Origin of the sequence: Sphingobium sp. IP1 (assembly GCF_002708645.1) — a bacterium.
GTDB classification, from domain to species: Bacteria; Pseudomonadota; Alphaproteobacteria; order Sphingomonadales; family Sphingomonadaceae; genus Sphingobium; species Sphingobium yanoikuyae.
Window position 1 is genome coordinate 1 of record NZ_NOIW01000036.1, and the last position, 13,006, is coordinate 13,006.

The following is a 13,006-nucleotide window of genomic DNA, read 5'->3' on the forward strand; positions in this document are numbered from 1 at the left end:
GCCCCTATCCCGCCCGCACCGCGCCCCTGCCCCATGGCCGATTCACGCCCGACGCCGCATGGCTGGGATCGCTGCTGGCCAACAAATATCCTGGCGTCGTCGCGCAATCGCTGGAGGTCGTGCAGCTGTTCGACAGCCACACCACGAAATTGCGCGTCGCGGTGGACTGGAACGCGGCCGGACGGGCCGCCGGTTTGCCGCGCAACCTGTGCATCAAGTCGAACTGGTCGGGCATGTTCGACGACGTCGATATCCATGCGCTCGAAGCGCGCTTCTATCATTTCCTGACGAACAAGCTCACCGCCAACACGGCCACCTGCTATTATGCCGACTGGGATGATGACGGATCGGCGCACGGCGTCATCGTGCTGGAAGACCTCATCGATCGTGGCGGGAAATTCGGCCATTCGACCCAGCATGCCGGTGTCGACGGAGTCGCGAACGCGCTGGCGGACCTGGCAAAGCTGCATGCGGGCCTGTGGGAAAGCCCGTTGATCACGCCCGAAGCCGCGCCCTGGCTACCGACATCCATGGCGGTGCCGGTCGACTATGACCAGGTCCGCATCATGTGGCACTGGATCGAGGAAAATCTGAAAGACCCCAATTTCCGCGCTATCGCGCCCAGACATTATCTGGACGACGCGCGCCGGGTCGAGCGCGCCTATGACCGGCTGGTCACGTTCGAACGCGCCTTCGACGCGCCCTATTGCATCATCCTGGGCGACTGCCACCAGGGCAACACCTATATCGAGCCCAATGGCGAGCGCATGTGGGTGGACTGGCAACTGGGCCGGCGCGGCCGGCCATGGCGCGACCTCACCTATTTCACGGTCGGATCGCTGACGATCGAGGAGCGCCGGCAAAATCATCGCGACCTGATCGCCCATTATCGCGACTGCCTGATCCGGGAAGGCGCGACCAATGTCATCGATCTCGACACCATCTGGAATGAACAGGTGCCGCGCTGGGTGATGTACGGAATCCAGGCCTGGGTGGCGAACATGGACTATTGGGGCCAGAACGGCCTGCCGATGAACGAGCGCTTCTTCGCCGCCGGCGAGGATCTGGGTAGTTGGAAGCTGCTGGGCGAATGACGGCCAGCCCCCTCTGCCGCGCGCAGCCGCGGCAGAGGGGGCTGTTGCGGCACGATCAGGCGCTGCGCGGCGCCATGAAGGACCCGATGCGCGGCTGGACGCGCAAATCGGCCGGCACCCGATCCGGCCCGATGCGCCGATCGATTTCTTCCTCGAACCAGTACAGCGCGCGCTCCTGATAGCCCGCCCAGATCGACGGGATCGTCCCGTTGCGCAGCGACTGCTGGATATTTTCGAACAGGCACAGATCTTCCGACAGGATATGCTCGGTCGCCGTGCGCATCCCCTGCCAGTAGAGCTTGTCCTCCTCGCTGTCGGTCGCCCATCCCATCTGACGCACTTCCATCACAGACCGGTCGGACCCCATCGGCCAGAAACATTGCAGGTTGAATCCCACCGGATCGAGCGAGAAGAAGCTGTTGGGGAAGGTCGGCAGCGCGACCGTATTTTCCAGGAAGACCGGCGCGATGTCATCAGGCTTGACCGGCGGCGTCTTGAACAGCGACTCCCCGCCTTTCTTCCGCGTCCCGAACCGCATGTGGCCGCCCTCGTAAAGCGCGATAACGAAACTGCGTGAATCGAGATGCGGCGCCAATGTCTTGGGGTGGACCGTGTTGACATGGTAGATCTCAAGGAAATTATGGTATGCGATTTTCCAGTTGCACGCCATTTCGACGAAGAAATGATCCTTCACGACCATGCGTTCCAACGGATAGCCTTCCGTCAGCGCTACGAACTCTCCCAGGAAATCCTGCAACGGTTCTGCGTCATCGTCGAAATTGACGAAGATGAAACCGCGATAGGTCTCGCATTTCACTTCAATCAGGCCGTTTTCCGCCTTGTCGAGGCAAGCAAAATCATGCTGGCTGGGAACCGATTTGAGCGCGCCCTCCAGGTCGTAACCCCAGGCATGATAGGGGCAGATGAAGCGCATGGCGCGCCCCTGCGGCTCCAGCAGAAGCGGCGATCCCCGGTGCCGGCAGGCATTGTGAAAGGCCCGGATGCGGCCATCCTTGCCGTGGGAGAGAATGACCGAGCGGTCCAGATGCTGAAACAGCCGGTATGAACCCGGCGTGGGCAGGTCCGATGCAATGCCGGCCAGCAGCCAGGTGCGGTTCCACAGCCCGTCCTTTTCCAGCGCCTCGAAACGCGGATCGGTATAGCGACCGGCGGGGATCGGAGGGAGCGCGGGGAAATCGCTGGGATGTTCGGATCGCTTCAACTGCTCGTCCATCGTCCGGTTGAGCAATTCCAACGCAGCTTCACGCATCCTCGTCTCTCCTGCACCAAAGCCCATGGCTCTTCTTTCGGCCAGACTGGCAAGGTTCCGGATCAAGGAACCTGCAATTGGATAGGGTCTCTGCCGCCCGGCTACCGCCAAGCTGACCGCCCCCAGTCCCGACGAGTATGCCCATGGCCCTGACACATCCCACATCCACGGACGGCATCACGGTCGATTATATCAACCAGCTGCTGGCCACGGCGAGCACCGGCGCGACCGTCACCGACTTGCGCATCATCGACGCGAAGACCTATGGCGAGCAGATGGTATCGACCGCCGGACGCGTGGCGATCGAGGTCGACTATGGAGGCGCCACGCACCCTGACCTGCCCAATCGGCTGGTGCTCAAGCTCACCCGGGCTGTCGATGAGATCATGGCCCCCTTCTACGCCAATGAAGTAGCCTTCTACCGGGGCATCCGGCCGGACTCACGATCGAGGCGCCGCGCTGTTACGGCGGCGACTTTGATGCCGCCACCACGCATTTCGGCCTGTTGCTCGAAGATCTGGGCGTGCGGGGGGCGACCTTCCCCAATACGACCGTGCGGACCGGGCCGGACGATGTGCGGGCCTTGCTGGATCAACTGGCCCGGCTGCACGCCCGCTTCTGGCAGTCGCCCCGGTTCGGCGCGGATCTGGCTTGGGTCGAAACCCATGTCGAAGGCGCGGTCGCGACGATGATGAACGAACTGGCGCCCGCCTATATCGCGCATGAGGTCGAGGCCGAGAATTTCAAGCGGGAAATGGTGCAGCGGCTGCGCACCACGCCGGACAGGCTGCTGGCGGGCGTGCAGGCGGTGCAGCGCCATCAATCTACCCTGCCCCAGACACTGCTCCATGGCGACACGCATCTTGGCAACAGCTACCGCCTGCCCGACGGCACGGCCGGCCTGCTCGATTGGCAGCTGATGGTGCGCGGCTATGCGATGCACGACGTCAACTATATCGTGACCACCGGCCTTTCCATCGCCGACCGGCGGGCGCATGAGCGCGATCTGCTGGGCTATTATCTGGACCGCCTGGGGCAGGAAGGCGTCGCGCGTCCGCCCGCCTTCGACAGCGCCTGGGTCGAATATCGGCGGACCCTGATATGGGGCGTCTATATCGGCTGGCTGACCACCCCGGTCGTCAACTATGGCTGGGAGATCAACGTCATGAACCATCTGCGGCTGACCACCGCCTATGAGGATCTCGAAACCGCGAAGCTTGTCGACGCGTTCTTTTGACGGCGCGCCGACCGGCTATAGCTGATTGCTCCCCGATGCCGCAAACAGCCGCTGGAAATCACCATCGTGGGCTGGTGCGCGGTAAAGCCGCCGTCCACCGGGATCATCGCGCCGTTGATGAAACGGGACTCGTTCGACGCCAGGAAGGCGACGACATGGGCGATGTCGCGCGGGCTGCCCAGCTCCGGGTTGAGATGATGGTCGAGCAGCACGTCCTTGACCACCTGCGGCGTCGTTTCGACGGCCGTGTCGCTGAGGACGAAGCCGATCGCGATGACATTGGACCGGATGCCCTGCTTGCCATATTGGGTCGCGAGGAAGCGACTGAGGTTGATAAGCGCCGCCTTGGAGGCGCCATAGGCCGTCAGCGTCATTTCCCCCAGCAGGCCGAAACCGGACGCGGAATGGATGAGCGATCCGCCGCCGCCCGCGATCATCACCGGCAGCGCATGTTTGCACAGCAGCATCGGCCCCCGCGCATTGACGGCGAAGGCCTTGTCCCAGGCGCCGGTGTCGAGATGGATGACATCGCGATCGAGCCCGCGCTGCTCGACCGTCTGATAGGCGGCATTATTGTGGACGATGTCGATCCGGCCATGCCTGCTTGCGATCCGCGCGACAGCGGCAGAAACGCTGTCCTCGTCGGTCAGGTTGAACGCCTCAGCTTCGCCTTTGAGCCCTTTGCCGCGCAGCGAGGCCGCCGCCGTCTCCACCCGATCCGCCAATATGTCGGCGAGGATCACGGTCGCGCCCCTCTCGGCCAGCACGGTCGCGACCTCCAGCCCTATGCCCTGCGCCGCGCCCGTCACGATCGCCACGCGACCGTCCAAAGATCCCACCATTTCGCTTCCTTCTATCCACCTGATAAACGCTGGGCGCCGACCAGCGATACCTAGCCGCCTAGGGCGGATCGAAACAATAGGCGCAGATCTTGTTACCGTCGGGGTCCAGCAGATAGGCGCCATAGGCATGGGGCACCGCTCCACGGGGGCCCGGCGGCCCGGCATCTTCCCCGCCCGCCGCCAAACCCGCGCGATGAAAATCATCGACCGCACGGCGATCCGGCGCCTTCAAGCCCAATGTCGCACCATTGCCGCATGCTGTCGGGCCCTGGAGCGGGCGAAGGATCAGCAATTCGGGAGCCCGTCGCCCATAGCCGATGCCCTGATCCAGAAATGGGCCGAGGTTGACGATCCCCAGCGGCGCAAGCACCGCATCGTAGAAACGGGCGGACCGTTCCAGATCGTTGCTGCCAAGGCAGACATGCGTGAAGATGCCCATAGCGCCCTCTGTCCGGTCAGTGCGCCCGGCTCATGCCTTCCAGCATATCGGCGACATAGGGCGTGTGGTGAACGATCCCGCCATCCACGCCGATCACCTGCCCGGTGATGAAGGCCGCGCCATCCGACGCCAGGAACAGCACCGCACCGGCAATATCCTCCGGCACGCTCTCGCGCGGCAGCAGGACATGCCGCTGGATCATGGCGATCTGGTCGGGGGTCATCATCTCCCGGGCCAGCGGAGAGAGCACGAGGCCCGGCGCCACCGCATTGACCCGGATGTTGAACCGGCCGAACTGCACCGCTGCATTGCGGGTCAGCGCGTTCACCGCCGCCTTGGATGCGGAATAGGACGGATTGTTGATGTCGCCGGTCAACGCCACGCCGGTCGAGGTATTGATGATGGAGCCGCCACCGCCCGCAATCATGTGCGGCGCGACCGCCTTGATCATCAGCATCGTGCCCCGTGCATTGACATGGAAGGCGCGATCCCAGGTCGCGGCGTCGAGATCGAGAAGCGACCCATCGGCCGCCATCTGCTCCAGTCGCGTGTCGGCGGCATTGTTGTGGAGGATGTCGATGCGATGATGCTGCCGCATCACCTTTGCGACCAGCGCCGTGATGCTGTCCTCCTGCGCAAGATCGAGGGCCATCCCCTGTGCCTGCCCGCCCGACGCCTGGATAGACCGGGCGACGGCTTCTGCCCGTTCAGCCGCGATATCCGCCAGGATCACTGTCGCGCCCGCCTTTGCCAGGGCGCGCGCGCAAGCTTCCCCGATATTGGCGCCCGATCCGGTGACGATAGCGACGCGTCCCGATAGGTCCGTCATGGGCATCTTCTCTCCTGTCTCTCATGAATGCGGGGCCGCCAGGCTTCCACCACGGCGCAACGCTGCCACGACAGACGGTCGGCGATACCTAGATAAAGATAGGTTTGGCTGCATAGATTAGTGGCGCATCCATGGCGCTCCTCAAGCGGAGAGCCCTTCATGAGCGTCACCATCTTTCAACTTGACCGGTCCCGCTCCGAGCGCGCGGTCTGGCTGATGGAGGAGCTGGAGTGCCCCTATGACATCCGCTTCTATGCGCGTCTGGAAACACTCTCTGCCGAACCGGCCTACAAGGCCTTGCATCCGCTGGGCTCTTCGCCCGTGATCGAGGCCGATGGCCACCGCATCGCCGAAAGCGGGGCGGTCATGGACTATCTCGCCACGACGCAGGGAAACGGCGCGCTCCGCGCCGATGCCGGCGACGCGGACTATGCGGACTATCTTTTCTGGTTCCATTTCGCCGAATCCTCGTTGATGCCGGCGCTGGTGACGGAGATCATGGCCGAACGCGCCGGCATCGCGCAGGATCACCCTTCCCGCGTCGCAGGCCGGGCTCATGCGGCGCGCCTGCTGACCCTGGTCGATGATCGGCTGACGCATGCACCCTATATGGCGGGCGACCGGTTCACGGCGGCCGACATCATGATGACCTTTCCCTTCACCACCACGCGCCTGTTCATGTCCGTCGACGTGGAGGGACATCCAAACATCGCCGCCTATGTCGGGCGGATGGCGGCGCGTCCGGCCTATCGCCGGATGCGCGCCATCGTCGATCGCGTTCCGACCGCCTGAAGGATCAGGTCATAGCCAGCTTTTCCGCGCCGCCGGTGCGGACGCGGTCGCCCATATGGGCCCGGGCGCGCTCCTCCTCCGCCAAGCCGACGGCGGTCGGATGCTGGACATCGTCCTTGGTGAGGCGCGGTGTCACGCGATCCCATTGGGTGATACGCAACCCGTCCGGTTGCAATAGACCGCGGTTCGCCAGCAGGGCGTCGGCGCCTCTCCATGCGTCATGCGCCGCCGCCGGATCGTTGATCCTGTAGATCGCGACATAGCGATAGTCGGGCGTCATCGGGATCATCTGGCCAAAGGTGCGAAAGGTCAGGAAAGCGGCCGATTTGACGCCGGGTCGGGCGGCGGCCTCACGGAAATAGCGTTCCGCATAGGACCGTCTGAAATGATCGTCGCTGCCCGCAGGCGGATTGAGTTCCTCCAGGATGACGCCGCTGGAATGTGCGACGTCCGGATCATTGTCCTGAAACAGCAGCGGATAATAATGGAAGTCATAGAGCAGGCTGTCGTCGATGGCGTCCGACACCTGCATCCGTGACGTCAGCGCATTGTCCAGATGCTCGCGGCTGAAGCGCAACGGATCGAAGACGTCGTAGAAGGCGAGATACTGCCAGTCGAAGCCTTGGGGCGGACAGGGCTGCGCCCCGGCGAGCCGGAAGCGCTGCGCCGTGACCGATCCCCGGAAACGCAGCGCATCGCGAATATGGATGTTACTGTACCAATCCTCCATATCGGCCTCCCGGCCCGGAACGGCTTTGGTCAGCACGACCAGCACGGCATCGATCATCGCTCTTGCCTTCCTCTCCTGACGTCGATCCTCTCAGCCTTGCCGGACGGGCGACATGAAAGGCGTCGGCGCGCCCATCGTCGCCCGATAGGACAAAGGCTGTTTTCCGTCCGTATCCTTGATGCCGTAGCGCTCCCCCAGTTCCGCGCCGATCAGCGCCTGGCCCGACAGCGAAGCAAGTTCCGGGTCGTGCGCGAGGCGATCGAGGACGAGGCCGGAAAATTCCGGCGTCTCCCAATGGGGCATGGCGGCGCGCAGGTCTTCGGGGATCATGTCGGGCGGCATGGCCTTCACCGCATCGGTCAGGATGAAGCCCGGCCAGAAGGAAATGGCGGATACGCCGTGCGGCGCGAGATCGACGGCCATGTCGGCGGTCATCTTGTCCGTCCCCGCTTTGGCCGCGCCATAGGCCGGTCCATGAAAATAGGACACCGCGCCATAGAAGGAAATGCTGGCGATCAACCCCCTGCCCGCCGCGATCATCAACGGCGCGGCATGATAGGCCGCAACATAGCTGGAGCGCAGGCCGACCGCGATCATGTCCGCGAGCCTCAGCGGCTTTTCCCAGAAGCCGCACGGCGCGACCAGTTCCGGTCCGTAGACAGCGGCGACATTGTTGACGAGCAGGTCCAGCCTGCCGTCCGTCCGCTCCGCGAACTGCGCGAACGCCCTTTCGACCGCATCATCATCGCGGTGATCGCACAACAGCGCGATCCCCTTGCCGCCCGCCCGCTCGATTTCCTCCACGACCTCCGCGAGTTGCGCCTCGTCGCGGCCGGTAATCGCCACCACATGGCCGCGCGAGGCTAGGCCCCGCGCCATGCCGCGTCCCAGCCCGCGCGTCGCGCCCGTAACCAGCACTATCCTGTCGCTCATATCCCTCTCCTGTCCTCATTATCGGCATGACAGACAGGGACGTAACCTGTCCGACACCAAGAGCGCGGCGCCCGTCAGTCCGGAAGAGTCGCCGGCAGGACGACATGGCATGCCGCCTCGCCCAGCTTCGTCGGCCCGAACAGTTGCAGCCGCCGCTCCTCGATGGTCGCAAGCAAATTGATGAGCACGGCGTCCTCCTCCGGCCCCGCTTTGAGGATATGCGCCTCCAGCGCCTCGGCGGCGTCGGCCCAGCGATCGAAGCGGCGGCCGAGCAGCGCGGACACGTCCGCGATGTTGCGCGCGATCATCTCCGCCCCATGATCGTCGGCCCTCTGCACCCATTCGATCAGTTCGGCGACCTGCGCCTTGTGCGCTTCCGCCGCCTCCCCCGTCACCGGCAGCGACCCGAGCGTATCGACCAGCTTGGCCAGCAGGGGCGCATTGTCGCCGGTACGCTGCTCCAGCGGCGGCAGTTCGGGCAGCGGATCGCCGGTCAGGTGCGACAGCGCCAGCAGGATGGAGCGGCGCAGCGCAAGATCGAACATGAGATAGACCGAATGCGGATCGCCGGGGCATGGCCTGCCGACCGTGCCGGTGAACTGCATCGTGCCGAGCAGGGAGAATTGCAGGACGTGGAAAACCACCGCGTCATGATCGACCGGCTCGCCCGTCGCCTCCTCATAATAGCGCACCAGGTCCGGCAGCGGGGCGCCCAGCGGCTCATAGCTGTTGCGCATCCCCATGGTGGCGATGTCGACCAGCGGATCGCCGATCATGGAGAATTCGAAATCATAGAGCTTGGTCATCGCGCCCTGATCGACCAGATATTGGCCGGAATCGAACTGGATGAAGCTGGCGCGGTCGCGGTGTCGGGGCACGTTGCGGCGCAGCCAGCCGATGACGAATTCCAGCAACGGCTCGGGCCGGCTCTTCGTCCGCCGATAATGCGGCATATAGGCGTCGAGGCCGACCAGCGCGATCGCCTCGGCGCCCTCGGGCCGGTGCACGCCGGCGACCGCGAAAGGTTCGACCGGCAACCGGTGCATCGCGGCGACCGCCTGCATGTATACGCGGCCGATGGCGCTTTTCGTCGCGGCATCAAGCGCCGAGAAATCGCGCGTCCCCTCGATCGCCTCCATCACGATACAGGGCGGATCGGCGAGATAGCCGTAAATCTCCGGCACGGGCAGCCCTTGGCTATGCAACAGGGCGATGACGTCCGCCTCGCGCTTGAGGTCGGGGAAGATCGACACGTCGCCGCCCCGGTCGCCGCGCAGGTGCAAGCGGCGGACCGTCCCCTCGCTTTCGACGTCGACGAACCAGGAGGGGCGCCAGCGGACCAGGCGCTCCAGCGCGACGACCTTACCGCCGGTCAACTGTTCGACAAAGGCGGTGATCCGGCCGACCGCCTCGTCGTCATAATTGTTGAGCGGCGCGGCATTCGTCACTGGCCGCCCTCCGCCGCCGAAAAGGCCTCGGCCACGGCGCGCGTGTCCATATATTCCTTGCCGGAAACGATCTGCCCGTCCCGGATGATCAACAGATTATGATATTCGTTGCGATAGACCCGGTCCGGAAACACCATTTCACCCCGGACTTCCACCGCCACCCGATCCCCTTCGGCGGTGATCGCGATCACTTCGGCCGTGCGCTTGCGCGCACTCAGCAGTCCGCCCTTCACGCTGGCGATGAAGTCGGCCCGGCTCATGTCGCCATGGCCCAATATCCACCACTGGCAGTCGGGATGCTGAAGCGCCTCGATCGTGTCGACATCGCCTTCTTCCACGGCCCGCATATAGCGGCGGGCCACCGCCTTGTTCGCCTCGATATCGCTCATCACCCTCTCCGATGCTCCAAGGCCCATGGCCTTGGATTGCCCTTGTGCAGGCGAGATCGCCGTCAGGAACCCTATCCATGGGCGGGTGGCCTCGGCGCGATCGCTCCACAATCTCCGCTCGTACAAGAAAGCGGAGGGGGAGAGCGCATGACGACCAAGAGCATGACGATGAAGCTATGCACCTATATGGGCGCGATAGCCGGGACGATGATGTTCGTCGGCATATGGCCGGTCGCGCACATGTTTCCACCGTTGGACCCATCCATGCCCGTCACGGAGGTCGCTGCCTATTATCGCAGCCATCAGATCGGCATATTGGCAGGCGCCATCCTGATTGCCTCTTCCTCGGTGCTGTTCTTCCCCTTCCTCGCCGCGGTCGCGACGTTCATGAAGAAGATCGAAGGGCCGGTTTCGCCTTTGACCTGGGCCTTCGTGATGGTCGTGGCCTTCGGCTTCGTCACCCTGTTCTTCGCCGGGTTGATATTCACCGCCGCCGCCTATCGGCTTGATCGACCGGACGCCGTGATCGGCACGCTGAGCGATATCGCCTTTCTGCTGTTCGTCATGCCGGCCGTGCCTGCCTTCGTGCAGAATTTGCTGACCGGCTTCGTCATCCTGGGCGACCGCCGCCCGCAACCCATCCTGCCGCGCTGGCTGGGCTATATGAACCTGTGGACCGGCGTGCTGCTGCTGCCCGGATTCGCGATCGGCCTGTTCAAGACCGGCCCCTTCGCCTGGAACGGCGCGCTGGCTTTCTGGATGCCCGCCGTCGTGTTCGGCATCTGGTTCAACCTGATGATCTTCGCCATGCTGGGCGCGATCAAGCGCGACGCGCTGGGCGGCGAATAATGGCGGCCTCGCAAGCCGCCGCGTCGCCTCCGCGCGGCCATGTGCCGGGCGAGGAAGGCGTATGGGTGTTCATCGGCGGCGATCTCATCGTCTTTGCCGTCTTCTTCGTCACCTATGCGCTCGCCCGGCAGCAGGAACTGGCGCTGTTCGAAAGTGCGCAGGCGCTGCTCGACCGGCGCCTTGGCCTCCTCAACACGCTGCTGCTGCTGACCAGCAGTCTGTTCGTCGCGCAGGCCGTTGCGGCGGTTCGCCGGGGCGACGCCAGGGCGCGCCGGCTGCTGCTGGGGGCGATCCTGCTCGGCAGCGGCTTCGTGGTCGTCAAGGCGTTCGAATATTCGGCCAAGATCGCCCAGGGCTTCACGCTCAACAGCAACAGTTTTTCGATCTATTATTATATGTTTACCGGCATCCATCTGGTGCATGTGCTGATCGGGCTGGGCGTGCTGTGCTTCACCCTGTCGCGCTTCGACGGGACCGGCCGGATGCAGGGCGGCGTCGCCCTGATCGAGGGCAGCGGCGCCTTCTGGCATCTGGTGGACCTGCTCTGGATCATCCTCTTCGCCCTCCTCTACCTGCTTTAGGAAAGCTGTTTCATGGCCATGATCTGGCGTAGCCGCATCACATGGGTCTGGGCGATGCTGATCGCCGCGACCTTCCTGTCGTTCGAGACGATGGCGTTGGGCAATGCCTTTCTGCTGCGCTCAGTCATCCTCGTCATCGCCTTCACGAAGGTTCTGCTCGTCGGGCGCGAGTTCATGGAGTTGCGGCACGCGCCGCGCTGGCTGCTCTGGGGATTCCAGGGCTGGGCGATCCTGACCTGCCTGATCCTGATCGCCCTGTTCCGCACCTGAGGCGATCAGGCCGGCACTTGCGTCCCGCCGGCTGCGGCCTCGTCTATGCCCATCTTGCCCGTGAGGTCGGCCATATCGAGATATTCGCGCCAACGCGCAATCAGCCCGTCTTCGTCGAACTCGTAGATGGCGACCATCTGGTGCGGACAGGGCCGTCCCATGATGATGGCGGTGTCGGACCGTTCCTGCATCACCATCCGGTCGTTGGAGAGGATATTCACCTCGTTGCACTTGTTGTTGGTGGCGAAGGCCATCTGCCGCTGAATTTCTTCGCGCAATGCCGTCTTGCCCTTCACGACGGGACCGCCGGGAACCCAGAGCTGCCATTCGGCATCCTCCGCCATCATCGACAGGATCTTTTCGACATCGGGCCTGCTGGCATCGCTGCCGTCGCCCCAGGCATCGCAAAATTCCCGCACCTTCCGTTCCAGTTCGATGCCCATCATCCTCTCCTCTTCCTGTTTTTCGTCCTGCCTGATTTTGCCATTCATCCGGGGGACAGGGCCCGCGTGACGCTGATGAACGGCACGGTGCAGCTCTGCCCGCCATCGACCGGATAGAGCATGCCGTTGACGTAGCGGGACTCGTCGGACGCGAGAAACAGCGCCATGGCGGCAATGTCTTCCGGCTCGCCGATGAAGGGGGTGTTGAGCACCTCCAGGAACAGCCGGTCCATTTCGGGCGTCGACCATTGCAGTTTGGCGGGCGTCTGCGTGGGGCCGGGCAGGATCGCATTGCTGCGGATGCCTCGTTTGCCATAGGTGGCGGCGATCGCCTGTACGAACCAGTTGAGCGCGGCCTTGGACGATCCATAGCTGTAGGCGGTGATATCCCCGCCCATGGAGCTGCCGGACGAGGTGGAGATGATCGACCCCGCGCCACGCTCCAGCATATGCGGAATGGCAAGCTTGCTCGCCAGGACCGCGCCCAGCACATTCACCCTCAGATTGGCGAGGAAGATGTCCGGGTCGAAGGCCAGGAAATCCATGTCGCGCAGGGCATGCTCCTGATTGACGTACAGGGCATTGTTGAACAGCACGTCGATGCGACCGAAGTCGGCGAACGTCTGGCTGACCATCTTCTCCAGATCGGCCTGTTCGCCGACATCGACGGTCATCGCACGCGCCGATCCGCCGGCGTCGACAATGGCCTGCGCGGTCGCCTCGGAGGCTTCGGCGCGGATGTCCGCGACGATTACCGTCGCCCCTTCCCGCGCAAACATCAGCGCGCTGGCGCGTCCGATGCCGCTCCCGCTGCCGGTGATGATGCAGATCTTGTCGGCCAGGCGGGTCATATTGTTTCC

General features: G+C 64.0%; 16 protein-coding genes. 6 read left to right on the plus strand and 10 right to left on the minus strand.

Annotation, left to right across the window (positions count from 1 at the left end; translation table 11 throughout):
* Positions 1-1,094: ecdysteroid 22-kinase family protein (locus CG471_RS14095; protein WP_257211541.1), on the plus strand; the 1,094-nt coding region annotated here is incomplete at its 5' end.
* Positions 1,095-1,149: 55 nt separating this feature from the next.
* On the opposite strand, the gene CG471_RS14100 is transcribed toward CG471_RS14095, so the two are convergent.
* Positions 1,150-2,364, minus strand: a complete 1,215-nt coding sequence (locus CG471_RS14100; RefSeq protein ID WP_099232239.1) for an aromatic ring-hydroxylating dioxygenase subunit alpha — start codon at positions 2,362-2,364, stop codon at positions 1,150-1,152.
* A gap of 505 nt (positions 2,365-2,869) precedes the next feature.
* On the opposite strand from CG471_RS14100, the gene CG471_RS14105 reads away from it, so the two are divergent.
* On the plus strand, positions 2,870-3,601 hold the full coding sequence (locus tag CG471_RS14105; protein ID WP_257211542.1) for a phosphotransferase: 732 nt from the start codon (positions 2,870-2,872) through the stop codon (positions 3,599-3,601).
* On the opposite strand, the gene CG471_RS14110 is transcribed toward CG471_RS14105, so the two are convergent.
* Genes CG471_RS14110 through CG471_RS14120 form a run of 3 tightly spaced genes read right to left on the minus strand, consistent with a single transcriptional unit; the run spans position 3,556 to position 5,711 of the window.
* Positions 3,556-4,443: an SDR family NAD(P)-dependent oxidoreductase gene (locus CG471_RS14110; protein WP_099232240.1), complete on the minus strand. Its 888-nt coding sequence runs from the start codon at positions 4,441-4,443 to the stop codon at positions 3,556-3,558. The genes CG471_RS14105 and CG471_RS14110 overlap by 46 nt on opposite strands.
* A gap of 58 nt (positions 4,444-4,501) precedes the next feature.
* Entirely contained in the window at positions 4,502-4,882 is a 381-nt protein-coding gene (locus CG471_RS14115; protein WP_099232241.1) for a VOC family protein, read from the minus strand.
* 16 nt (positions 4,883-4,898) lie between these two features.
* Entirely contained in the window at positions 4,899-5,711 is an 813-nt protein-coding gene (locus tag CG471_RS14120) for an SDR family NAD(P)-dependent oxidoreductase (protein WP_257211543.1), read from the minus strand.
* A gap of 159 nt (positions 5,712-5,870) precedes the next feature.
* On the opposite strand from CG471_RS14120, the gene CG471_RS14125 reads away from it, so the two are divergent.
* Positions 5,871-6,503: a glutathione S-transferase family protein gene (locus CG471_RS14125; protein ID WP_099232243.1), complete on the plus strand. Its 633-nt coding sequence runs from the start codon at positions 5,871-5,873 to the stop codon at positions 6,501-6,503.
* A 4-nt stretch (positions 6,504-6,507) separates the two neighbouring features.
* Here CG471_RS14125 and CG471_RS14130 read toward each other — a convergent pair whose 3' ends face one another.
* From CG471_RS14130 to CG471_RS14145, 4 genes are all read right to left on the minus strand, one after another.
* Complete coding sequence (locus CG471_RS14130) at positions 6,508-7,290, minus strand: hypothetical protein (RefSeq protein WP_099232244.1); 783 nt, start codon at positions 7,288-7,290, stop codon at positions 6,508-6,510.
* 33 nt (positions 7,291-7,323) lie between these two features.
* Entirely contained in the window at positions 7,324-8,166 is an 843-nt protein-coding gene (locus CG471_RS14135) for an SDR family NAD(P)-dependent oxidoreductase (RefSeq protein WP_099232245.1), read from the minus strand.
* A gap of 74 nt (positions 8,167-8,240) precedes the next feature.
* Positions 8,241-9,614 carry a phosphotransferase gene (locus CG471_RS14140; protein ID WP_099232246.1) on the minus strand — a complete coding sequence of 458 codons (1,374 nt, stop codon included), beginning with the start codon at positions 9,612-9,614 and terminating at the stop codon, positions 8,241-8,243.
* Positions 9,611-10,003 (minus strand): nuclear transport factor 2 family protein, encoded by a 393-nt coding sequence (locus CG471_RS14145; RefSeq protein ID WP_099232247.1) that lies wholly within the window; start codon positions 10,001-10,003, stop codon positions 9,611-9,613. The genes CG471_RS14140 and CG471_RS14145 overlap by 4 nt, the downstream gene beginning before the upstream one ends.
* Before the next feature lie 147 nt (positions 10,004-10,150).
* Between CG471_RS14145 and CG471_RS14150 the strand changes: the two genes are divergently transcribed.
* The 3 genes from CG471_RS14150 to CG471_RS14160 are packed head-to-tail and all read left to right on the plus strand — an operon-like array spanning position 10,151 to position 11,703.
* Positions 10,151-10,852 carry a hypothetical protein gene (locus CG471_RS14150; RefSeq protein WP_099232248.1) on the plus strand — a complete coding sequence of 234 codons (702 nt, stop codon included), beginning with the start codon at positions 10,151-10,153 and terminating at the stop codon, positions 10,850-10,852.
* Positions 10,852-11,433 (plus strand): cytochrome c oxidase subunit 3, encoded by a 582-nt coding sequence (locus CG471_RS14155; protein ID WP_099232249.1) that lies wholly within the window; start codon positions 10,852-10,854, stop codon positions 11,431-11,433. The genes CG471_RS14150 and CG471_RS14155 overlap by 1 nt, the downstream gene beginning before the upstream one ends.
* Before the next feature lie 12 nt (positions 11,434-11,445).
* Positions 11,446-11,703 (plus strand): cytochrome C oxidase subunit IV family protein, encoded by a 258-nt coding sequence (locus CG471_RS14160; RefSeq protein ID WP_099232250.1) that lies wholly within the window; start codon positions 11,446-11,448, stop codon positions 11,701-11,703.
* 5 nt (positions 11,704-11,708) lie between these two features.
* Here CG471_RS14160 and CG471_RS14165 read toward each other — a convergent pair whose 3' ends face one another.
* A complete protein-coding gene (locus CG471_RS14165; protein WP_099232269.1) occupies positions 11,709-12,149 on the minus strand; it encodes a nuclear transport factor 2 family protein in 441 nt (146 codons plus the stop codon).
* Positions 12,150-12,190: 41 nt separating this feature from the next.
* Complete coding sequence (locus CG471_RS14170) at positions 12,191-12,997, minus strand: SDR family NAD(P)-dependent oxidoreductase (protein ID WP_099232251.1); 807 nt, start codon at positions 12,995-12,997, stop codon at positions 12,191-12,193.
* Positions 12,998-13,006 lie beyond the last annotated feature (9 nt).

Bases quoted from the DNA above. Each gene is read 5' to 3' on its own strand.
- CG471_RS14100 (WP_099232239.1), bottom strand. From the start codon at position 2,364: ATGCGTGAAGCTGCGTTGGAATTGCTCAACCGGACGATGGACGAGCAG.
- CG471_RS14110 (WP_099232240.1), bottom strand. From the start codon at position 4,443: ATGGTGGGATCTTTGGACGGTCGCGTGGCGATCGTGACGGGCGCGGCG.
- CG471_RS14115 (WP_099232241.1), bottom strand. From the start codon at position 4,882: ATGGGCATCTTCACGCATGTCTGCCTTGGCAGCAACGATCTGGAACGG.
- CG471_RS14120 (WP_257211543.1), bottom strand. From the start codon at position 5,711: ATGACGGACCTATCGGGACGCGTCGCTATCGTCACCGGATCGGGCGCC.
- CG471_RS14125 (WP_099232243.1), top strand. From the start codon at position 5,871: ATGAGCGTCACCATCTTTCAACTTGACCGGTCCCGCTCCGAGCGCGCG.
- CG471_RS14130 (WP_099232244.1), bottom strand. From the start codon at position 7,290: ATGATCGATGCCGTGCTGGTCGTGCTGACCAAAGCCGTTCCGGGCCGG.
- CG471_RS14135 (WP_099232245.1), bottom strand. From the start codon at position 8,166: ATGAGCGACAGGATAGTGCTGGTTACGGGCGCGACGCGCGGGCTGGGA.
- CG471_RS14145 (WP_099232247.1), bottom strand. From the start codon at position 10,003: ATGAGCGATATCGAGGCGAACAAGGCGGTGGCCCGCCGCTATATGCGG.
- CG471_RS14150 (WP_099232248.1), top strand. From the start codon at position 10,151: ATGACGACCAAGAGCATGACGATGAAGCTATGCACCTATATGGGCGCG.
- CG471_RS14155 (WP_099232249.1), top strand. From the start codon at position 10,852: ATGGCGGCCTCGCAAGCCGCCGCGTCGCCTCCGCGCGGCCATGTGCCG.
- CG471_RS14160 (WP_099232250.1), top strand. From the start codon at position 11,446: ATGGCCATGATCTGGCGTAGCCGCATCACATGGGTCTGGGCGATGCTG.
- CG471_RS14165 (WP_099232269.1), bottom strand. From the start codon at position 12,149: ATGATGGGCATCGAACTGGAACGGAAGGTGCGGGAATTTTGCGATGCC.
- CG471_RS14170 (WP_099232251.1), bottom strand. From the start codon at position 12,997: ATGACCCGCCTGGCCGACAAGATCTGCATCATCACCGGCAGCGGGAGC.